Source organism: Streptomyces sp. IBSBF 3136 (genome assembly GCF_036815105.1).
Classification (GTDB): Bacteria; Actinomycetota; Actinomycetes; order Streptomycetales; family Streptomycetaceae; genus Streptomyces.
Genome location: NZ_JAJSZC010000047.1, coordinates 52767 through 72950, shown reverse-complemented (window position 1 = coordinate 72950; position 20184 = coordinate 52767). Strand labels below are relative to the sequence as shown.

The 20184-nt window shown below is 72.2% G+C and carries 20 protein-coding genes; 5 read left to right on the top strand and 15 right to left on the bottom strand.

Annotated features, from left to right (window positions below):
* On the bottom strand, window positions 1-1081 hold a 1081-nt coding region (locus V7E45_RS13305; RefSeq protein ID WP_333774336.1), incomplete at its 3' end, for a serine/threonine-protein kinase.
* 71 nt (window positions 1082-1152) lie between these two features.
* Window positions 1153-2001, bottom strand: a complete 849-nt coding sequence (locus tag V7E45_RS13300; RefSeq protein WP_333774335.1) for a menaquinone biosynthetic enzyme MqnA/MqnD family protein — start codon at window positions 1999-2001, stop codon at window positions 1153-1155.
* 287 nt (window positions 2002-2288) lie between these two features.
* Between V7E45_RS13300 and V7E45_RS13295 the strand changes: the two genes are divergently transcribed.
* From V7E45_RS13295 to V7E45_RS13285, 3 genes are all read left to right on the top strand, one after another.
* Window positions 2289-2492: a cold-shock protein gene (locus tag V7E45_RS13295; protein ID WP_004984723.1), complete on the top strand. Its 204-nt coding sequence runs from the start codon at window positions 2289-2291 to the stop codon at window positions 2490-2492.
* Window positions 2493-2694: 202 nt separating this feature from the next.
* Window positions 2695-3414 (top strand): class I SAM-dependent DNA methyltransferase, encoded by a 720-nt coding sequence (locus tag V7E45_RS13290; protein WP_333774334.1) that lies wholly within the window; start codon window positions 2695-2697, stop codon window positions 3412-3414.
* Between the two features lie 118 nt (window positions 3415-3532).
* Complete coding sequence (locus V7E45_RS13285; protein WP_333774333.1) at window positions 3533-3736, top strand: hypothetical protein; 204 nt, start codon at window positions 3533-3535, stop codon at window positions 3734-3736.
* A 157-nt stretch (window positions 3737-3893) separates the two neighbouring features.
* Here V7E45_RS13285 and V7E45_RS13280 read toward each other — a convergent pair whose 3' ends face one another.
* From V7E45_RS13280 to V7E45_RS13265, 4 genes are all read right to left on the bottom strand, one after another.
* Window positions 3894-6911 carry an AfsR/SARP family transcriptional regulator gene (locus tag V7E45_RS13280; RefSeq protein WP_333774332.1) on the bottom strand — a complete coding sequence of 1006 codons (3018 nt, stop codon included), beginning with the start codon at window positions 6909-6911 and terminating at the stop codon, window positions 3894-3896.
* A 172-nt stretch (window positions 6912-7083) separates the two neighbouring features.
* A complete protein-coding gene (locus V7E45_RS13275; RefSeq protein WP_333774331.1) occupies window positions 7084-7878 on the bottom strand; it encodes an AfsR/SARP family transcriptional regulator in 795 nt (264 codons plus the stop codon).
* Window positions 7879-7990: 112 nt separating this feature from the next.
* Window positions 7991-8809: a hypothetical protein gene (locus V7E45_RS13270; RefSeq protein ID WP_333774330.1), complete on the bottom strand. Its 819-nt coding sequence runs from the start codon at window positions 8807-8809 to the stop codon at window positions 7991-7993.
* Between the two features lie 294 nt (window positions 8810-9103).
* Window positions 9104-11047 carry an AMP-dependent synthetase/ligase gene (locus tag V7E45_RS13265; RefSeq protein ID WP_333774329.1) on the bottom strand — a complete coding sequence of 648 codons (1944 nt, stop codon included), beginning with the start codon at window positions 11045-11047 and terminating at the stop codon, window positions 9104-9106.
* Between the two features lie 377 nt (window positions 11048-11424).
* On the opposite strand from V7E45_RS13265, the gene V7E45_RS13260 reads away from it, so the two are divergent.
* Complete coding sequence (locus V7E45_RS13260) at window positions 11425-12294, top strand: MaoC family dehydratase (protein WP_333774328.1); 870 nt, start codon at window positions 11425-11427, stop codon at window positions 12292-12294.
* Between the two features lie 282 nt (window positions 12295-12576).
* Here V7E45_RS13260 and V7E45_RS13255 read toward each other — a convergent pair whose 3' ends face one another.
* The 9 genes from V7E45_RS13255 to V7E45_RS13215 form a co-directional block, all read right to left on the bottom strand.
* Window positions 12577-13227 (bottom strand): TetR/AcrR family transcriptional regulator, encoded by a 651-nt coding sequence (locus V7E45_RS13255; protein WP_333774327.1) that lies wholly within the window; start codon window positions 13225-13227, stop codon window positions 12577-12579.
* 27 nt (window positions 13228-13254) lie between these two features.
* A complete protein-coding gene (locus tag V7E45_RS13250) occupies window positions 13255-13554 on the bottom strand; it encodes a DUF4229 domain-containing protein (RefSeq protein WP_333774326.1) in 300 nt (99 codons plus the stop codon).
* Window positions 13555-13641: 87 nt separating this feature from the next.
* The gene (locus V7E45_RS13245; protein ID WP_333774325.1) at window positions 13642-14166 is read right to left on the bottom strand and encodes a GNAT family N-acetyltransferase; all 525 of its coding nucleotides are present in this window, start codon (window positions 14164-14166) and stop codon (window positions 13642-13644) included.
* Window positions 14167-14182: 16 nt separating this feature from the next.
* Window positions 14183-14842 carry a UdgX family uracil-DNA binding protein gene (locus tag V7E45_RS13240; RefSeq protein WP_333774324.1) on the bottom strand — a complete coding sequence of 220 codons (660 nt, stop codon included), beginning with the start codon at window positions 14840-14842 and terminating at the stop codon, window positions 14183-14185.
* A 36-nt stretch (window positions 14843-14878) separates the two neighbouring features.
* Window positions 14879-16042 (bottom strand): aminofutalosine synthase MqnE, encoded by a 1164-nt coding sequence (mqnE, locus tag V7E45_RS13235; protein ID WP_333774323.1) that lies wholly within the window; start codon window positions 16040-16042, stop codon window positions 14879-14881.
* A 38-nt stretch (window positions 16043-16080) separates the two neighbouring features.
* Window positions 16081-16536: an Lrp/AsnC family transcriptional regulator gene (locus tag V7E45_RS13230; protein WP_317444786.1), complete on the bottom strand. Its 456-nt coding sequence runs from the start codon at window positions 16534-16536 to the stop codon at window positions 16081-16083.
* Between the two features lie 81 nt (window positions 16537-16617).
* Entirely contained in the window at window positions 16618-17292 is a 675-nt protein-coding gene (locus V7E45_RS13225; protein WP_333774322.1) for a UbiX family flavin prenyltransferase, read from the bottom strand.
* Window positions 17293-17372: 80 nt separating this feature from the next.
* Window positions 17373-18275, bottom strand: coding sequence for a menaquinone biosynthesis prenyltransferase MqnP (mqnP, locus tag V7E45_RS13220; RefSeq protein ID WP_333774321.1), 903 nt, complete (start codon window positions 18273-18275; stop codon window positions 17373-17375).
* A complete protein-coding gene (locus tag V7E45_RS13215; RefSeq protein WP_333774320.1) occupies window positions 18272-19729 on the bottom strand; it encodes a menaquinone biosynthesis decarboxylase in 1458 nt (485 codons plus the stop codon). The genes mqnP and V7E45_RS13215 overlap by 4 nt, the downstream gene beginning before the upstream one ends.
* 75 nt (window positions 19730-19804) lie before the next feature.
* Here V7E45_RS13215 and V7E45_RS13210 point away from each other — a divergent pair, with 75 nt between their 5' ends.
* Window positions 19805-20122, top strand: coding sequence for a PLD nuclease N-terminal domain-containing protein (locus V7E45_RS13210; protein ID WP_333774319.1), 318 nt, complete (start codon window positions 19805-19807; stop codon window positions 20120-20122).
* Window positions 20123-20184 lie beyond the last annotated feature (62 nt).

The window sequence follows — 20184 nt, the reverse complement described above, 5'->3', positions numbered from 1 at the left end:
ACTCCACCTTGGCGAAACCGCCCACCGGGGAACCACCCCCGAACGGCCCTGCCCCCGGGGCGCCGCCCGTCGTAGGAGCGACCACCGGCGGGGGTGGCGCCGTGGCTCCGCCCGCCGGGGTTCCTGCCGAAGTTCCGGCGACCGAGGGGCTGCTGAAGCGCACCGGGCCCGACGGGGCCGGGTCCGTCGTGTCCAGGTTGAGCAGGTGTACGGCGCTGCGGCTGACCTGTTCCACCAGGGGGCCAGGCAGCCAGCCGCCGGTGACCAGCCGGGCGGCGCCCTCGGGGGCGAGCCGGCGGGCCAGCTCGGCGGGGGCCGGGCGGGCCGCCGGGTCCTTCGCCAGGCAGCCGGCCGCCTCCTGGCGCAGCTCGCCGGTCAGCGACCCCAGTTCCGGTTCCTCGTGGACCACTTTGTAGAGCAGCGCGGCCGAGGAGTCGCCGGGGAACGGGGGCTCGCCGGTCGCCGCGTAGGCCAGCACCGCGCCGAGCGAGAAGACGTCGGCCGCGCCGGTGACGCCCTTGCCGAGGATCTGCTCGGGGGACATGTAGCCGGGCGAGCCGACCGAGACGCCGGTCGACGTCAGGGACGCCGTACCGGCGGTGGCCCGCGCGATGCCGAAGTCGATGAGGAGCGGGCCGTCCAGGGTCAGCAGCACGTTGGAGGGCTTGACGTCCCGGTGGACGAGGCCCAGTTCGTGCACCGCCGTCAGGGCCTCGGCGAGGCCGGCGCCCAGGGCCCGTACGGTGTGCGCGGGCAGCGCGCCGAACTCGGCGACCGCCGCGGCGAGCGAGGGGCCGGCCGCGTAGGCGGTGGCGACCCAGGGCACGGCGGCCTCGGGGTCGGCGTCGAGGACGGGCGCCGTCCATGCGCCGCCGACCCGGCGGGCGGCCTCCACCTCGCGGCGGAAGCGGGCGCGGAACTCCTCGTCCAGCGCGAAGTGCGGGTGCACGATCTTCACGGCGACCGTGCGGCCCCCCGCGCTGCGGCCGAGGTAGACCCGGCCCATGCCGCCGGAGCCGAGCCGGCCGAGCAGCCGGTAGGGCCCGACGGCGGCCGGTTCATCGGCTCCGAGCGGCTGCATGGCGTCCACCTCTCCCCCGTAACGCCTCCGCGCAACGCCTCACTGCTGCCCGCAGCGTAGTGCCGCGGGGTTCACGGCTGAAGCAGGTCCACCCGTACGTCCGCCGGGAAGCCGGTCGTCGGGCCGACCCTGCGGGCGAACTCCGCGACCGCCGCCAGCTGCGGCCCGCCGAAGCTGAAGTCGAGGGTGGTGAAGTACTGCTCCAGGGTGGCCTCGTCGAAGGACTCCCAACGGGCGGCCTGCTCGGCGACCTTGCCGACCTCCTCCAGGGAGAGGTTGCGGGAGGCGAGGAAGGCCTCGTGGACCTTGCGGGTGATGAACGGCTCGCGTTCCGCGTAGTCGCGCCGGGCCGCCCAGACCGCGAAGACGAACGGCAGGCCCGTCCACTCCTTCCACAGCGCGCCCAGGTCGTGGACGGCGAGGCCGTAGCGGGGCCCGTCGATCAGGTTGGCGCGCAGGGCGGCGTCGCCGATGAGGACGGCGGCGTCCGCCTCCTGCATCATCAGGCTGAGGTCGGGCGGGCAGGTGTAGTAGTCGGGCCGCACGCCGAACCGCTCGGCCAGCAGCAGCTGGGCCAGCCGGACCGAGGTCCGGGAGGTCGAGCCGAGGGCGACCCGGGCGCCGTCCAGCCGGTCGAGGGGCACCTGCGAGACGATCACGCACGACATGACGTCGCCGTCGCAGCCGACGGCGATGTCCGGGAAGGCGACGAGGTCGTCGGCGTTGCGCAGGAACTCCACGAGGGTGACGGGACCGATGTCCAGGTCGCCGCGCACGAGCTGCTCGCTGAGCTTCTCAGGGGTGTCCTTCGTCAGCTCGAAGTCGAGGAGCGTGCCGGTTCTCGCGAGCCCCCAGTAGAGGGGCAGGCAGTTCAGGAACTGGATGTGGCCGACGCGCGGCCGGGTGCGAGAATTGTCCACATCGCGAGGCTAGACCCCGCCCTGTACGGTGCTCGGACCGACCCCACCGTCAGCACACCCGCCCGAGGGTTCAAACCTTCGGGTGAAGTGATCTTGACCTCTATTGCATTCGGCTGCCCACATGCTAGGCTCGCCGCAAGTTGCAGTTTGGTTTCCCTTGCAGTACAGAGCCTGCGGAGCATGTGACCGCGGGCTCTCGTCGTTTTCAGACGAATGCAGTTGTGCAGCACCGTTTCGCACGTGCAGGTTCTGGAGCAGGGCAACCCTTTTGGGCCCAAGGAGGGCTTATGGCTACCGGAACCGTTAAGTGGTTCAACGCCGAAAAGGGCTTTGGCTTCATCGCCCAGGAGGGCGGCGGCCCCGACGTCTTCGTTCACTACTCCGCGATCAACGCCACCGGCTTCCGCTCCCTCGAGGAGAACCAGCAGGTGAGCTTCGACGTGACGCAGGGCCCGAAGGGCCCGCAGGCGGAGAACGTCACCCCCGTCTGATCACTGCCTGATCGCAGAACCTGAGTGCAGTACCCAAGGAGCCCCACGCCGTACGGCGACGGGGCTCCTGCCTTTTCCCGCTCGCCGTCCCGGTGAATTCCCGGCGAATTCTCCGGGTGGACAATCGCCGGGACCGAGTTCGCCTTCCTCGCCGTCCGGCGCCCACGGGCACTGTCACAGCCGGCCACTATGGTCGCCGTCCATGACTGACGCCCATACTTCTTCCGGCCCGCCCGCCGACGACTTCATCGCCGCCACCCGCGTCTTCTGGGACACCGTCGCCGACGACTACGCCGACCGCTTCCGGGGCGAACTCGTGGGCCGGCCCCTGGAGCGGGCCCTGCTCGCCACCTACGCCGAACTCGTCGGTCCCGCCGGGCGGGTGGCCGACCTCGGCTGCGGTCCCGGGCGGGTGACGGGGCACCTCGCCGCGCTCGGCCTGGACGTGTTCGGGCTCGACCTGTCCGAGTCCATGCTCGCGATCGCCCGGCGCGAGAACCCGGGGCTGCGCTTCGAGCTCGGCTCCATGCTGGAGCTCGACCTCCCGGACGGCGCGCTGGCCGGGGCCGTCTCCTGGTACTCGAGCATCCACACCCCCGCCGAGCGGCTGCCCGCGCTCTTCGCCGAGTTCCACCGGGTACTGGCGCCCGGCGGCCACCTCCTGCTCGGGTTCCAGGCCGGGGACCACACCCGCCGCCACGACCGCCCCTGGGGCCACCCGGTGGTGCTGGACTTCCACCGGCGCCGCCCCGAACACGTCGCGGGGCTGCTCACCGAGGCCGGTTTCGACGTCCTCTCCCGGACCGTGCGCGAGCCCTCCGAACGCCTCGGAGAGCAGGTGGCGCAAGCCTTCCTGATCGCCCGGAAACCCGGACCCGAGGAGGCCCGGAAGCAGTTGAAACCAGGAGTACCGGGAGCCTGACCCGGGCCGGGAACCAGCGGGGACGGCATGGGGATCGCTGCCCAAGAGCATCGGTGACGGCGCTGGGGAGAGGCCCGGCGACCGGATCACGATCGGTCTCTACCTGGGGGTTTCACCTATGCGCACCATCGCACTGCGTACGAAGACGGTTCTGGCCGCGCTCGCCGGCGCAGGTGTCCTGTCGCTCGGCACCGCGGCGGCCGTCCCGGCGACCGGTGTGCAGGACGCTCTGGTGCACGTCGCCTCCGGAGTGACGGGGAGCCAGTCGCACTCCGTGTCCTTCCTGGCGGACGACCGGGAGCCCACGCTGATCCACGCCTGATCCCACGACGGCGCGCACGGCGCGCACGGACTTCTACGGCACCGGTCGGGCGCACGCCCGGTCGGTGCCGTTTCGCACCGGGACCGGACCGGTACCGAACCGGACCGGTACCGCCGGGCGCGCCGCAGGCCCGCGCCCGGCCTGCGGCACCGCGGGGTCACAGCCGGCGGCCCTCCGGGGTCACCCCCATCGCGTCGTACATCTCGTCCGCCGCCGACTGGTGCCGCCGCGCCGTCTGTTCGTCGCCCAGGGCCTGTGCCGCCTCGGCCATGCCGTGCAGGGCGCGGGCCGTCTCGAAGCGGTAGCCGAGCCGGGAGGCCAGCTCATGGGCGTGCCGGTGGAGTTCCAGCGCCCGGGCCGGGGCACCGCCGCGCAGATGGACCAGACCGACCACGTTGACCACGGCCGCCTGGCGCAGGACCGTGCCCTCGGCGGAGACCAGGTCCAGGGCGCGCTCGGCGTGCTCGGCGGCCGCGTCCCGCTCGCCGAGGCGCTGGCAGATGCGGGCCCAGTGCGCCAGTACGAAGGCGACGTTGCCGGGCTGCCGGGAGTCGTCGCACAGTTCGAGGGCCTGGGAGAGGCAGGCGCGGGCCCGCTCGTCCTCCCCGGTGCCGAGGTGGGCCAGCGCCAGATAGGTCAGGGAGTGGATCTCGTTGCCGCGCTCGCCGATCCGCCGGTTCAGTTCGGTGGCCCGGGCCGCGTACCGGGCGCCCTCCGCATAGTGCCCCGCCCAGGTCTGCACGGTGCTGAGGTTGGCCAGCGCCTGGGCCTCCATGCGGACCGCGCCCAGTTCCCCGTGCAGGGCGATGCCCTGGGCGAGGTAGGTGCGGGCCGCGTCGAAGTTGCCGAGGGCGCCGTGCAGCAGGCCGAGCACGTCGAGGCAGCTCGCCTCGGTGCGCCGGTCGTGTCCGGCGGCCACCTCCAGCCCCTCCTGGGCGGTCGTGATGCCGTCCTGGAAGTCGCCGAGCCACCAGTGGGCCACGGCCAGGTTGGACAGGCTCAGACTCAGCAGGCCCGGGTCGTCCAGCTGCCGGCAGGCGGTGACCGCGATCCGGTTGACGACCCGGAACTCCTCGTAGTGGCCGCGCAGATGGAGGTAGAACAGCACGTTTCGGGCGAGCAGGGCGGCCGTGCTGTGCAGCCGCTGCGCGCCGGCCTGCGCGACGACCGCGAGCAGTGCCTCGTGCTCCCGGTCGAACCAGCGCAGCGCCTGTTCCCGGCCGTCGATCCGGGGCAGCTCGGGCATGCCGTCGGCCGGTGGCTCGCCGAACCGGTTGCGGCCGGGGAAGAGCACGTCGCAGGAGCGATCGGTGGCGAGCATGTAGTACACGACCAGCCGCTCGACCGCGCCGTCCTCGTCGTCCTGCACCTCCCGCACGCTCATCGCGTAGGTCCGCACCAGGTCGTGGAAGCCGTACAGCCCCGCCTCGTGCTGCTCCAGCAGATGCGCGTCGAGCAGGTGCTCCAGGACGTCCTCGGCGTCGTGGACGTCGGTGCCGAGCAGCGCGGCGGCCGAGTGGACGTCGATGGCGCTGCCCGGGTGCAGCCCGAGCAGCCGGAACGCGATGCGCCGGTCGGCTTCCATCGCCTGGTACGACAGCCTGAGCGTGGCCTCGACGCTGCGTTCGCCGGCGCTCAGTTCGCGCAGCCGCCGGGTCTCGTCGGCGAGCCGGTCGACCAGGTACCGGACGGTCCAGCGGGGCCGGTTGCGCAGCCGGGCGGTGGTGATGCGCAGGGCGAGGGGCAGGCCGCAGCACAGCCGGGCCAGTTCGGCGACGGCGTCGGGTTCGGCGGCGGTGCGCTGGGTGCCGAGCATCCGGGTGAGCAGGGTGGTGCTGTCGTCGGCCGAGAGCAGGCCGAGGGAGAGCCATTCGGCGCCGTCGAGTTCGAGCATGCGGACCCGGCTGGTGAGGATGGCCAGGCAGTGCTCGGAGGCGGGCAGCAGGGGCCGCACCTGGGCGGCGTCGGCGGCGTTGTCGAGCAGAAGCAGCATCTTGCGCTGGGCGGAAACGGTTCGCCACAGGAGGGTGCGGCGCTCCAGGTCGTCGGGGATCCGGTCGTCCGGGATGCCGACGGTACGCAGCAGGGAGTGCAGGACGGCGCCCGGTTCCTGGGCCTTCTCGCCCGGGCTGAACCCGCGCAGGTCGACGAAGAGCTGACCGTCCGGGTAGTCCGCGGCGAGCAGGTGGGCCGCGTGCACGGCGAGGGCGGTCTTGCCGCTGCCGCCCATGCCGTCCACGCCGACGATCCGGGTGCCCTGGCCCGCCGGGTCCCGGCCCACCTCCAGCAGCCGGGCCAGTTCCTCGTCCCGGCCGGTGAAGTCCGGCAGGTCGTAGGGCAGGGTGCAGGGCGCCGGCTCCGACCGGTCCGGCTGGGTGAGCGGGGCGGGTACGAGCAGGGCGGCGCGGTCGGAGACCGACTGCGGGACGCGGGGCGCCACCTCGGGGCTGTCGCGCAGGATGGCCTCGTACAGCCGGGTCAGCTCGGCGCCCGGGTCGATGCCGAGTTCCTCCACGAGCAGTTCGCGCACCCGGCCGAACTCCTCCAGCGCGTCCGCCTGCCGGCCGGCCCGGTACAGGGCGAGCATCAGCCGTCCGCGCAGGGTCTCCCGCAGCGGGTGTGCGTTGACCAACTCGCGTAGAGGGCCGATGAGCTGGACCGACTCCCCGAGTTCCAGCTGGAGTTCGAAGTACTGCTCGGCGACCGCCATGTGGCGTTCCTCGAGCGCGGCGGATGCCGCGGAGATCACCGCGCCGCCGGCGCCGGACAGCACCGGGCCGCGCCACAGGTCCAGGCAGGCCCGCAGGTGCCCGACCGCCTCGGCGGGCCGTCCGGCGGCCACCGCCTGCCGCGCCTCGGCCGCGCGGCGGCCGAACTCGTCGAGGTCCAGCTCGTTGTCGCCGAGGACGGCACGGTACCCGGCGCCGTCGGTGACGATCAGCGAGGCGCCCCCGGGGATGCGGGTGCGCAGCGCGGCGACGGCCTTGCGGATCTGGTGGCCGGCGGTCTGCGGCGGCTCGTCGTCCCAGGCGGCGGCCACCAGGCGGGGCACCGGCACCATGCGCCCGGGTTCGAGCAGGAGCGTGACGAGCACGCGTTCCTGGGTGGGGCTGCCGAGCCTCAGCCGCCGTTCGCCGTGCCAGCCTTCCAACGAGCCGAGGATGTTGAAGCGCACGACAGGCCGACCGGATGTCGCCGACTCCACGAACCCGTCCCCCCCGCCCCATCGCGTGACCCAGCCCGAGTTGTTCGGGACAATCCTAGGTTGTACCCCGAACGAGCGACGCCGGAAGGCAACTTCGCGTTACTCGCGGTGCGTCTCGGTCCGAGCCAAAGGCTAACCGTCGTCAGGCGAGTTGGAGGAGGCTGGAACGCACATCGCCGGTCAGGGCCGGGTCGTGGCAGAGAATGGCGCTTTCGACCTGCCGCAGGGCCGGAGATGGCTGGATTCCGAGCTCGTCGTCGAGGTGGCGGCGCATCCGGCGGAAGACGTCGAGGGCGTCGGCCTGCCGGCCCGAGCAGTAGAGGGCGACCATCAGCTGCTCGCAGAAGCGCTCGCGCAGCGGATGGTTGGTGTGGGCCTCGGTCAGTTCGGCGAGCACCGCCGCGTGCCGCCCGAGCCGCAGTTCGGCGTCGAAGCGCAGTTCCATGGCGCGCATCCGGTACTCCTCGTAGCGGGCGGCCGCGAGCTGGCACAGCGTCCCGCCGGTGAACCCGCCGAAGACCGGCCCGCGCCACAGGGCCAGGACGTCGCCGAGCAGCCGCGCGGTGCGCTCCGCGTCCCCCGGGCCCGCCGACTCGGCCTGCCGTACGGTCCTGACGAACTCGGCGGCGTCGAGCTCGCCGTCGGCCACGGCGAGCCGGTAACCGGAGGGGTGGATGGTCACCCGGGGTCCGGACCGGCCCGGCTCCAGGTCGCGCAGCTTGCGGCGCAGCCTGCTGACATGGGCCTGCAGGGCGTTGGACTGGTTGTCGGGGACGCACTCGCCCCACATCTCCTCGACCAGGCTCTCCCCGGACACCGGCTGACCCTCGCTGACCAGCAGCGTCTGCACCAGAATGCGCTGCAGATCGCCGGAGATCTCCGCCGGGCCGGACACGGTACGGATCTGCAGTGCCCCGAGGATCGAGAACTTCAGCATCCTGGCTCCGCCTCCCGTTGACGTCGCTGGCGTCGTCGTCCTTCTTCCGGCGACGTATCAACGGTGCGGTCACCCCGTACCGGATCGTTCCCGATCCGTTCCCGGTCGCGGGTCAGCGTTCGTCGCCGACCACCAGGTCCTTCAGCGAGGCCACCCGCCGGGCGGCGCCCTCGGGGGAGTCGGCGTGCACGACGAGGTGCCCGGGGCGCAGCGCCTCGGGCGGTGTGACGTGCCTGACGTGCGGCAGTCCCCCGACGTCGGTGGTCTTCATCCGCCAGGGCGGGCTCAGCAGGGCCGCGGCGGCGAACCGGTTCGGGCGCACGGCGTCGACCAGCCGTCCGGCGAGCACCTCGATGGCCGCGGCCGCGAGGTCGAACCCGCCGGCCACCTTGACCAGTTCCGGTACCGGGTCGTCGCCGAGTCCCGCCCGGCTGCCGGTGATCACCGGGCCGCGCGGGGTGACGGCGACGCTGGTGTGGGCCGGGCCGTACTGGTAGCCGGTGAGGTCGAGCAGCGCGGTCACCACGGCGCGCACCTCGGCGGCGGTGTCGTCGGTGAGCGGGGCCGGATGCAGCAGGCCGTACGGGGTCACCGCGGTGATGCCGGCCGTCTGGTGCATGCCGTGCACGCTGAGTGTCTCCACGGTCAGCCGCAGGTCACCGGGCGCCACCTGGGTGCCGCCGGGCGAGAGCCGGTTGTCGCGGACCAGGCGCTGTACGGCCGCGGGGTCGGACAGCACCCAGAGGGCGCGGGCGGGGTTGACGCACAACCCGGCCTCGGCGGCTTCCCGCAGCGGCGCGCGCAGCGCCGCCTCGTCGGTTGCGTCGACCCGGATGGAGCGCACTTGGACACCTGCGTGCGCGGCCTCGCGGACGAGGCGCTGGTCCGGGTTGAGCAGGAAGATCCGGCGGACGTCGTTGTCTTCTTTCATACCTCTGCTCGTGATCACGGAGTCGGCGAGGGTGGAAAGGCAGGCTACGAGCGGACGTTACCGATTCGGTCCCGGCCGGATCCCTGGGTGGTGGGTTCGCCCAAGTCGCTCACTTCTTCCGCGTCGGTGACAAGCCGGTGGACGGACATGCATCCCTCCTACGCTACCCGTTCACCGGCACTTGCCGCGGGCGGATTCCTTGCCGCGGGCGGATTCACGGCAAATGCAGATCAGCCGGTTTCCGGGTTGTCCCGTGTGGTCCACGGGACGGGCCGGACGCCGGCGGGGACCCGCTCACCGTTCGTAGAGCCCGGCCACCTCGGGCGCGAAGTCCCGCATGATCTGCTCCCGCCGCAGCTTCATCGACGGGGTCAGATGGCCCGCCGCCTCGGTGAAGTCCACCGGCAGGACGGTGAACCGGCGGATGGACTCGGGCCGGGAGACCAGCTTGTTGGCCTCGTCCATGGCCCGTTGCAGCACGGCCGTCAGCTCGGGGTCGTCCTTCAGGAGTTCGGGCGGTACCGGGTGCTTGCCGTTCATCAGGCGCCAGTGCGTGATGCCGTCCGGGTCGAGGGTGACGAGGGCGGCGACGTAGGGGCGGCCGTCGCCGACGAGCATGCACTGGGAGATCAGCGGGTGCCGGCGCAGCCAGTTCTCCAGCGGCGCGGGCGCCACGGACTTGCCGCCCGCCGTGATCAGCAGTTCCTTCTTGCGGCCGGTGATGGTCAGGTAGCCCTCGTCGTCCAGTTCCCCGAGGTCGCCGGTGGGCAGCCAGCCGTCCCGGGTCGCGGGGACGACGCCGCCGGCCGCCGGGTCCCAGTAGCCGCGCAGCACGTGGTCGCCGGCGAGCAGGATCTCGCCGTCGGCGGCGATCCGCACCCGGGTGCCGGGCAGCGGCCAGCCGACCGTGCCCAGGCGGGGCTTGAGCGGCGGGGTCACGGTGGAGGCGCCGGTGGTCTCGGTCAGGCCGTACCCCTCGAAGATCTCGATGCCGGCCCCGGCGTAGAACGCGGCGAGGCGGCGGCCGAGCGGTGAGCCGCCGCAGATGGCGTACTTGACCCGGCCGCCCATGGCGGTGCGGAGGCGGCGGTAGACGAGCGGGTCGTAGAAGGAACGGGCGGTGCGCAGCGCCCGGTTGGGCCCGCCGCCGGTGCCGGTCTGCCGGGCCTCCAGCGCCTCCCCGTACCGTTCGGCGACCGAGGCGGCCCGGTCGAAGGCGGCGGCCCGGCCGCCGGACTCGGCCTTGGCCCGCGCCGAGTTGAAGATCTTCTCCAGCATGTACGGGATGGTCAGCAGGCAGGTCGGCCGGAAGGCGGCGAGGTCGGGCAGCAGGTCCTCGGCCTTCAGGCTCGGGGCGTGGCCGAGGCGCACCCTGGCCCGGACACAGGCGATGGCCACCATCCGCCCGAAGACGTGGGACATGGGCAGGAACAGCAGCACCGACACCTCCTCGCCCGCCTTCGCCTTGAAGATCGGGAAGAGGAGTTCGATGGCGTTGTCGACCTCGGCGAAGAAGTTCCCGTGCGAGAGGGCGCAGCCCTTGGGGCGGCCGGTGGTGCCGGAGGTGTAGATGAGCGTGGCGAGGGTGTCGGGGCCCAGCATGCCGCGCCGGACGGCCACTTCGCCGTCGGGCACCTGCGTGCCCGCTTCCGCCAGCCGGTCGACGTGGCCCTTCTCCATGACCCACAGGTGTCTGAGGTCCGGTATGCGTTCGAGTTCGGGGCCGATCGCGGCGGCCTGGCCGGCGGTCTCGGTGACCAGGGCGACCGCGCCGGAGTCGTGCAGGATCCAGCGGGTCTGGAAGACGGAGGAGGTGGGGTAGACGGGGACGGTGACCAGGCCGGCCGCCCAGGCGGCGAAGTCGAGCAGGGTCCACTCGTACGTGGTGCGGGCCATGACGGCGATCCGGTCGCCGGGCGTCAGGCCCTCCGCGATCAGTCCCTTCGCCACGGCGAGCACCTGCGCGGCGAACTCCGCTGCGGTCACGTCGGTCCAGTGGCCGTCGCCCGCCCTGCGGCTGAGCACGACCGCGCCGGGGTCCGCCTCGGCGTTGTCGAAGGGCAGGTCGGCGAGCGAGCCGTGCTTCACCGGTGCCGCGAAGGGCGGTACGTACGCCTCCCGTACGGCTCCGTCCAGGCGGCGGGTCTCCGGTTCCACGAGGACCGGCCGGCCGTCGTAGTCGGTGGCCGAGACGGTGGCACCGGAGGAGCCGGGGGCGTTCGGGTACGGGGTGGACAAGGGCGGCTCCTCGGGCGTGCAGCGGTGCACTGCTTGCTGCATGACGTACGTGCCTCGGGCCCCGAGGCGTTCAGCGACGGTGGGCCATGTGAGGGGGTTACCGCCGGTTCAGGCAGGTGGATCGTACGAGGCGGCTGTGGGGGGCCTGTGCGGGTTCCGGAATGATCCGGAGCCGGACATGTGCAGCCTCAAGGGGGTGTGTGAGGGATGCTCAGGTTCGCTCCGGGATCGCCGAGGCGACCTTACCTCCGGTAACCTTACTCCAGAGTAAGGAATTCGTACCGAGTCGCGTGGGAGTCGCACATGGCCGACCGCTACCTGAGCTTCACCGGCACGGCACCCGGTCGTCTCCTCACCCGGCGCCCGCTGGGGGCCTCATGACCTCCGTGACCCTGACGTCGGCGCCCGCGCTGGCCCCGCTGCTGGCCCGCGGCGCCCTGCGCTCCCCCTTCAAGCGCCCCGCCCCGGACGCGGACTTCCCCCGCACCCGTCTGGTGCTGCCCGGGCTGCGCGTGGACCTGGCCCGGCTGGCGGCCTACGAGCGGGTGTGCGGCTTCGCGCCCGGCACGGCCGACGGCGAGGACGCGCTGCCCGTCACCTATCCGCACGTCCTGGGCTTCCCGCTGGCCATGCGCCTGATGAGCCGCCGGGACTTCCCGCTGCCGCTGCTGGGCCTGGTGCACACCTCGATCGAGATCACCCACCGCGCCGCCGTACCGGCCGGCGGCACCCACGAACTCGCCGTGCACGTCGCGGGACTGGCCCCGCACCGGCGCGGGACCGAGGCCACCGTGGTCACGGAACTACGGGCCGGCGGCGACGCCGTGTGGGAGTCCCGCAGCACCTACCTGGCCCGGCACCGCACCGCCCACGCCGGGACCGGCCCGGAGCGCCCGCATGCGCCGCTGCCGGTGGTGGCCGAGTGGCGGATCGGCGAGGACGTCGGCCGCCGCTACGGGGCCGCCTCCGGGGACCGCAACCCCATCCACCTGCACCCCTTCACCGCGCGCCTCTTCGGCTTCCCGCGCGCCATCGCGCACGGCATGTGGACCGTCGCCCGCTGCCTGGCCGCCCACGGCACCGCCGGGCCCGCCACGGTCCAGGCCGAGTTCCGCGCCCCCGTACTGCTCCCGGCGACGGTCGGCTACGCGACGAACGGCACCGACCGCTTCGAGCTCCGCGCGCCGGACGGCAGACTCCACCTGACCGGCGCTGTACGCCCACTGCCCGAAGCACCTCGCGGATGACCCCCGGCGGAACCCGCGCCGATGGAACGGCGCCCACGAACAACCACCGGCCGGCGCACACGGCGCGGGCACGGGGCCCCGAACAACCACCGGCCGAGACACACGCCGTCGCATCAGGACGCGCGGACAACCAGCGGCCGGCACGCACGGCGCGGGGACAGGGCCACGGAACAACCACCGGCCGAGACACACGCCGTCGCATCGGGCCGCGCGGACAACCAACGGCCGGCGCACACGCCCTCGCAACGGGGCCCGGGAACAACCCGGCCCCGGCGGCAGCCGCTACGCCTCGCCCGGTGGCGGGGTCCACACCTGGCCGCGCATCAGGTTGCCCAGGCCGGCCCAGGCGAAGTTCATCAGGGTCGCCGCCGCCTGCCGGGCCGTGCCGCCCGGGCTTGCGTTGGCCCAGGTCGCGAGGGACTCGGCGGCGCCCACCAGGGCCTCGGCCAGTCCGGCGACCTCACGCTCGGGCATCCCGGGGTCCCGGTGCGCGTCGCGCGCCGCGGCCGCGATGAGCTGGGTGACGAACGCGACGATGTCCTCGCGCATCGCGGCGACCTCGGCGGCGAAGACCTCCCCGTGCGTGCGGGCCTGGAGGTGCAGCACGGACCAGCCGTCGGGGTGCTCGGCGGTGTACGCGAAGAAGGCCTGAAGGCCGTCCCACAACTGGCGGTCGGCCGGGAGGTCACGGCGCACCCCGGTGCGGACGGCCTCCGTGAGGGCGGCCGCCTCGCGACGGATGCAGGCGGTGAAGAGGTCTTCCTTGGAGTTCAGGTACAGGTACACCAACGGCTTGGACACGCCCGCGAGTTCCGCGATCTCGTCCATGGAGGCGGCCGTGTAGCCGCGTTGTCCGATGATCCGTACGGCAGCGTCGAGCATCTGCTGCTCACGGACCGCCCTCGGCATCCGCTTGGTCTTCACCGCACCCATGGGACCAGCCTATGGGGCCCCGGCGGGTCAGGAAGGCTGGCTCTGCGCCCGGGAGCTGTCGTCGGCCACGTCCTCCTGGTTGCGGTTGGCCTCGAGGTTGGCCTTCATCCGGTCCACCCTGCCGACGATCCGCACGGAGGCCCGGTCCCGCTCCTTGCGCAGCACCACGAAGCTGATCGGCGCCGAGAGCACCATCGCCAGCAGCAGCACCCACAGGAAGTTGGAGTCGCCGAAGCCGCGCGGGAAGATGCCCGAGTAGACGGCCCCCCAGACGACCACGAGGCAGCCGGCGAAGATGCCGAGGCGCATGAGCGTGTAGCGGAGCATCTCAATCCAGTCTTCCGATGATGAAATGGGGCACCGTCCAGTGAAGCACGGTGTGGCCCCGATCTTGGGAGGGGGGTCCGGTCGGCGTCAGGCCAGCGGCAGCAGCATGAGAACGTCGTCCCGGTCGTCGCCGGGGGCGACCCGGATGGCGCCGGGCACCCGGCCGACCTCCTTGTAGCCGCAGGACGCGTAGAACCGTTCCAGGCCGAGACCGCCCCGGCAGGTCAGCCGGATCGCGTCGATGCCCTCGAAGGCGCGGGCCGCGTCGGCGGCGGCCGCCAGCAGCTGCCTGCCGTAGCCCCGCCCCTGGTGCCTGGGGTGCACCATCACCGTGTACAGCCACGCCCAGTGGGTCATCAGCCGGTGCGTGTTGAAGGAGAAGAAGGCCGTCGCGGCCACCTGCCCCGACTCGTCGCGCCCGACCAGCAGCCGGTGGCGCCCCTCGGCCATGGCGACCAGGTGCCGTACCAGCTCCGGCCGTATCTCGTCGCGGGTCACCGGCGGTACGAACCCCACGGCCCCGCCCGCGTTCGAGACGTCCGTCCACAGGTCGAGGACGCCGTCGCGCAGGCCGGGGGTGACTGCCGGGTCCAGGGTGAAGGTAAGGGGCATGCGGCGATCGTATCTATTACGAGAGCGTGCGTGCAGCCACTTTCAGGTCCGCCACCAGCCCCTGGTAGGCGCCCTCGCGGTCGTCCGCGCGCAGCACGGAGGACGGGTGAACCGTCGGCAGCAGCCGCTCCGGCCGCCCGTGGATCTCCCGCTCCAGCAGCGTGCCGCGCACCTCGCCGACCCGGAACGACGAGCCGAGCAGCGCCTTGCCCGCGGTGGCGCCGAGCACCACGATCAACTCGGGCTCGACGAGGGCCAGCTCGGCCGCGAGCCAGGGACCGCACGCGGCCGCCTCGCGCAGGCTCGGCGCCTTGTGGATCCGGCGTCCCCGCGGCTCGGCCCGGGTGAACTTGAAGTGCTTCACGGCGTTGGTGACGTACGCCTCGGCGGGGTCGATCCCGGCCTCCGCCAGCGCCCGGTCGAGGAGCCGTCCGGCCGGTCCGACGAACGGCCTGCCCCGCCGGTCCTCCTGGTCGCCCGGCTGTTCCCCCACGAGCATCACCCGGGCGTCCGGGGTGCCTTGCCCGAACACGGTCTGGGTGGCATCCCGGTGCAGGGGGCAGCCGCGGCAGCCGGCCGCGGCCCGGCGCAGGGCGGCGAGGCCGCCGCGCGCGGGCACGAAGGGCTCGGCGGTGTAGGCGTCTTCCGGCGCCTTCGGTTCCTCGGTGACCGCCATGCCGGACGGGTACCCGTCCGGCGGGGCGGCGTCACGTCACACGCGCATCGGCTGCGGCGACTCCCGGCGCAGCGGGTCCGGGCCGTCGTACTCGCGGATGATCTCGTACCGGGTGTTGCGCTCCACCGGGCGGAAGCCAGCGTCGCGGATCAGGTCGAGCAGGTCCTCGCGGGTCAGCTTGTTGGGGGTGCCGTAGTTGTCGGCGTCGTGCGTGATCTTGTACTCGACCACCGAGCCGTCCATGTCGTCGGCGCCGTGCTGGAGGGCGAGCTGGGCCGTCTGCACACCGTGCATGACCCAGAAGACCTTCACGTGCGGGACGTTGTCGAACAGCAGCCGGGAGACCGCGAAGGTCTTCAGGGCCTCGGCGCCGGTCGCCATCTGGGTGCGGGCCTGAAGGCGGTTGCGGATCTTGCCGTCCTTCATGTCCACGAAGTCGTGCTGGTAGCGCAGCGGGATGAAGACCTGGAAGCCGCCGGTCTCGTCCTGCAGCTCACGCAGCCGCAGCACGTGGTCGACCCGGTGGCGGGGCTCCTCGATGTGGCCGTAGAGCATGGTGGCCGGGGTCTTCAGCCCCTTCTCGTGCGCCAGCCGGTGGATGCGGGACCAGTCCTCCCAGTGGGTGCGGTGGTCCACGATGTGCTGCCGGACCTCCCAGTCGAAGATCTCGGCGCCGCCGCCGGTGAGGGACTCGAGGCCCGCGTCGATCAGCTCGTCGAGGATCTCGGAGGCGGACAGCCCGGAGATGGTCTCGAAGTGGTGGATCTCGGTGGCCGTGAACGCCTTCAGCGAGACGTCCGGCAGGGCGGCCTTCAGCTCCCGCAGCGAGCGCGGGTAGTACCGCCACGGCAGGTTCGGGTGCAGGCCGTTGACGATGTGCAGCTCGGTGAGGTTCTCCGACTCCATCGCCTTGGCGAGCTTGACGGCCTCCTCGATGCGCATCGTGTACGCGTCCTTCTCCCCCGGCTTGCGCTGGAAGGAGCAGTAGGCGCAGGAGGCCGTGCACACGTTGGTCATGTTCAGGTGCCGGTTGACGTTGAAGTGCACGACGTCACGGTTCTTGCGGGTCCGCACCTCGTGCGCGAGGCCGCCCAGCCAGGCCAGGTCGTCCGACTCGTACAGCGCGATGCCGTCCTCGCGGGTCAGCCGCTCCCCGGAGCGGACCTTCTCCTCCAGCTCGCGCTTGAGTCCGACGTCCATGCCAACACCTTTCTACGACAGCCCGACCAACGTTATCCCTAGACCTCTTCGGGCAGCTCCCCGACCCGGTTCTCCCACTTCGTGGACAGCACGATGGTGGTACGGGTGCGCGAGACGCCCTTGGTCCCGCTGAGCCGCCGGATGATCCGCTCCAGGCCGTCCACGTCGGTCGCCCGGATCTTGAGCATGTACGAGTCGTCGCCGGCGATGAACCAGCAGTCCTCGATCTCCGGCAGGTCCCGCAGCCGCTGCGCCACGTCCTCGTGGTCGGCGGCGTCGGACAGCGAGATGCCGATCAGGGCCGTCACGCCGAGGCCGAGGGACGCCGAGTCCACGGTGGCCCGGTAGCCGGTGATGACACCGGCCGCCTCCAGCCGGTTGATGCGGTCGGTGACGCTGGGCCCCGACAGTCCGACGAGGCGCCCCAGCTCCGCGTAGGAGGCCCGCCCGTTCTCCCTCAGGGCCTGGATGAGCTGCCTGTCCACCGCGTCCATGCGATCGAAGCCTTCCGCTGAAGAGTTCCGAAGAGTGATGAGAAGAGTGACGAGAGGTACTGCGCCTTGCTCGGGAGGGGGTTACCGGCCCGCCGTGCCGCCGCCCAGTTCGCCCTTCCAGCGCCGGTACAGGCCGTGTCCGACGCCCGCCGCGTCGAGCACCCGGCCGGCGACGAAGTCCACCAGGTCCTGGATGTGGGTCGCGCCCGCGTAGAAGGCGGGCGAGGCCGGGACCACGCTCGCGCCCGCGTCGTCGAGCGCGACGAGGTGCCGCAGGGTCTGCCCGTTCAGCGGGGTCTCCCGTACGGCCACGACCAGCGGGCGGCGCTCCTTCAGTGTGACGCTCGCCGCGCGCTGGAGCAGATCCTTCGACAGGCCGAGGGCGACACCGGCGACACAGGCGGTGGAGGCCGGCACGACGAGCATCCCCCGCGCCGGGTACGACCCCGAGGACGGCCCCGCTGCGAGGTCGCCCGGGTTCCAGTACCGCACCGCGCTGACGTCCACGTGGAACGTCCCGGGCTTGCCGTCGGCCCCACGGCCCAGCCATTCCCGCAGGTCGTCCTGCCAGTGCGCGTCCCGGAACGAGATCCCCGTCTCGTCCAGCAGCGTCAGCCGCGAGGCCCGGCTCACCACCAGGTCGACCGCTTCCCCCGCGTCCAGCAGTGCCCGCAGCACGGCAGCCGCATACGGCGTCCCGGAAGCTCCGGACACCCCCACGATCCAAGGCGCGCGCTGCGTTTCTCCTGCGTTCACACCTTGAGCGTACCGGCGGGTCGCCCGGCCCTCAGGCCGGGTCGCCCACCGCGGCGCCGCCGGGCGGCGGGCGGGGCCGGTCAGACGGTCAGACCGCGCACCAGGAGGTCCAGCAGCGCGCACACGAACAGGGCAATCCCGATGAAGCCGTTGACCGAGAAGAACGCCCGGTTCAGCCGGGACAGGTCGTGCGGGCGGACGATGCGGTGCTCGTAGACGAAGGCGCCCGCCACGATCACGAGGCCCAGCCAGAAGAACGCGCCGGCGTGGGTGGCCAGGCCGTACCAGACGAACAGCGCGGTGGTGACGGTGTGGCAGGCCCGGGCGCCCCAGATCGCGGCCGGGATGCCGAAGCGGGCCGGGACCGACCTGACGCCGATCTCGCGGTCGGTCTCGACGTCCTGGCAGGCGTAGATCAGGTCGAAGCCGCCGATCCAGACGCCGACGGCGAGGCCGAGGATCACCGCGTCCCAGGACCAGGACCCGGAGACGGCGAGCCAGCCGCCGACGGGGCCCATGGCCTGGGCGAGCCCGAGGATGGCCTGCGGGAAGTCGGTGAACCGTTTCCCGTAGGGGTAGACCACCATCGGGATCACCGCGACCGGCGCGAGGGCCAGGCACAGCGGGTTCAGCAGGGCCGCCGACCCGAGGAAGACCACCAGGGCGACGAGGGCACCCGTCCAGGCGTGCCGGACGGACATCGCGCCCGTCACCAGCTCCCGGTGCGCCGTGCGCGGGTTACGGGCGTCGATCTCGCGGTCGATGATCCGGTTGACCGCCATGGCGAAGGTGCGCAGGCCGACCATGCAGACCGTGACCAGCAGCAGCCGGCCCCAGTGGATGTTCTGGTCCAGCTCGTACATCGCGGTCAGCGCGGCGATGTAGGCGAAGGGGAGCGCGAAGACCGAGTGCTCGATCATCACCAGGCGCAGGAACGCCTTGGTGCGTCCCGGCCGCGGGAGTGCCGCGGAGGCGCTGCTCACAGGCCGTACTCCTTCCAGCGGCGGTCCACCAGGGCCGCCGTGTCGGGGTCGGGGAGGACCATGTCGGGCCAGCCTCCGTCCCGGGTGTAGCCCTCCTCGGGCCACTTCCTCGTGGCGTCGATCCCCGCCTTGCCGCCCCAGAACTGCTGGTAGGAGGCGTGGTCGAGGTGGTCGACGGGACCCTCGACGACCGTCAGGTCGCGGGCGTAGTCCGTGTTGCCGAGGGCCCGCCAGGCGACCTCGTGCAGGTCGTGGACGTCGCAGTCGGCGTCCACGACGACGATCAGTTTCGTCAGGGACATCATGTGTGCCCCCCAGACGGCGTGCATCACCTTCTGTGCGTGCTTCGGGTACTTCTTGTCGATCGAGACGATCGCGCAGTTGTGGAAGCCGCCGGCCTCGGGCAGGTGGTAGTCCACGATGTCCGGGACGATGATCTTCAGCAGGGGCAGGAAGAACCGCTCCGTGGCGCGGCCGAGCGGGCCGTCCTCCGTGGGCGGGCGGCCGACCACGATCGACTGGAGCAGCGGCCGCTTGCGCATCGTCACGCAGTCGATGGTCAGCGCCGGGAACGGCTCCTGCGGGGTGTAGAAGCCGGTGTGGTCGCCGAAGGGACCCTCGGGCAGCATCTCGCCCGGCTCCAGCCAGCCCTCCAGGACGACCTCGGCGTGCGCAGGGACCTGGAGCGGGACCGTCTTGCAGTCGACCATCTCGATCCGCTTGCCCGCGAGGAAGCCCGCGAAGAGGTACTCGTCGATGTCGCCGGGGAGCGGGGCGGTGGAGGCGTAGGTCACGGCGGGCGGACAGCCGAAGGCGATCGCGACCGGCAGGCGCTCGCCCCGGCGCGCCGCCACCTGGTAGTGGTTGCGGCTGTCCTTGTGGATCTGCCAGTGCATGCCGATGGTGCGCTTGTCGTGGCGCTGCAGCCGGTACAGGCCGAGGTTGCGCACGCCGCTCTCGGGGTCCTTGGTGTGGGTGAGCCCGAGGTTGAAGAAGGAGCCGCCGTCCTGGGGCCAGGTGAACAGCGCCGGGAGCCGGTCGAGGTCGACCTCGTCGCCGCGCAGGACGACCTCCTGCACGGGCGCGTTGTCGGGCTTCACCTTCTTCGGCGGCACGTGCGCCATCGCGCCGAGCTTGCCGAAGGCCTCGCGCACGCCCACGAAGCCGTGCGGCAGTTCGGGCCGCAGCAGCCCGCCGATCTTCTCGGAGATCTCGCCGTACGACTTCAGGCCCAGCGCCTTCAGCAGCCGCCGGTCGGTTCCGAAGACGTTCATCGCGAGGGGCATCGCCGAGCCCTTCACGTTCTCGAAGAGCAGCGCCGGTCCCTGGGACTTCTGCACCCGGTCGACGATCTCACCGACCTCCAGGTACGGGTCGACCTCGGCCTTGATGCGCTTGAGGTCACCCTCGCGCTCCAGCGCCCGCAGCAGGGAGCGAAGATCGTCGTAAGCCATGTGTCCCAGTATCGGCCACGGGCTAACCTGGCCCGGTCACCGGGGCCGTCCCACCACTCGGGGAGATCGCACGACATGCTCAGGTATCTGCCGTTCCTGCTGGTCCTGGCGCTGTGGATCTACGCCTTCGTGGACTGCCTGAACACCCCCGAGGAGGAGGTGCGCCACCTGCCGAAGGTGGTGTGGGTGATCATCGTGCTCCTCTTCGGCGAGGTGCTGGTGGGCCCGGTCGCCTGGCTGCTCACCGGCAAGGTGCGGCGCTCCCCCGCGAACGGCGCCGCCGCGCCCGCCGGGTGGCAGCGCGGCGGTGCCCGCTGGGTGGCCCCCGACGACAACCCCGAGTTCCTGCGGTCCCTCGACGCGGACGACCAGGACGACCGCGGGAAGGGCTGACGCCTGGAACTCCGGCTGCGACGCCACGGAGGAGCGCCGGAGCGGGTCCACGACCTGGGGGT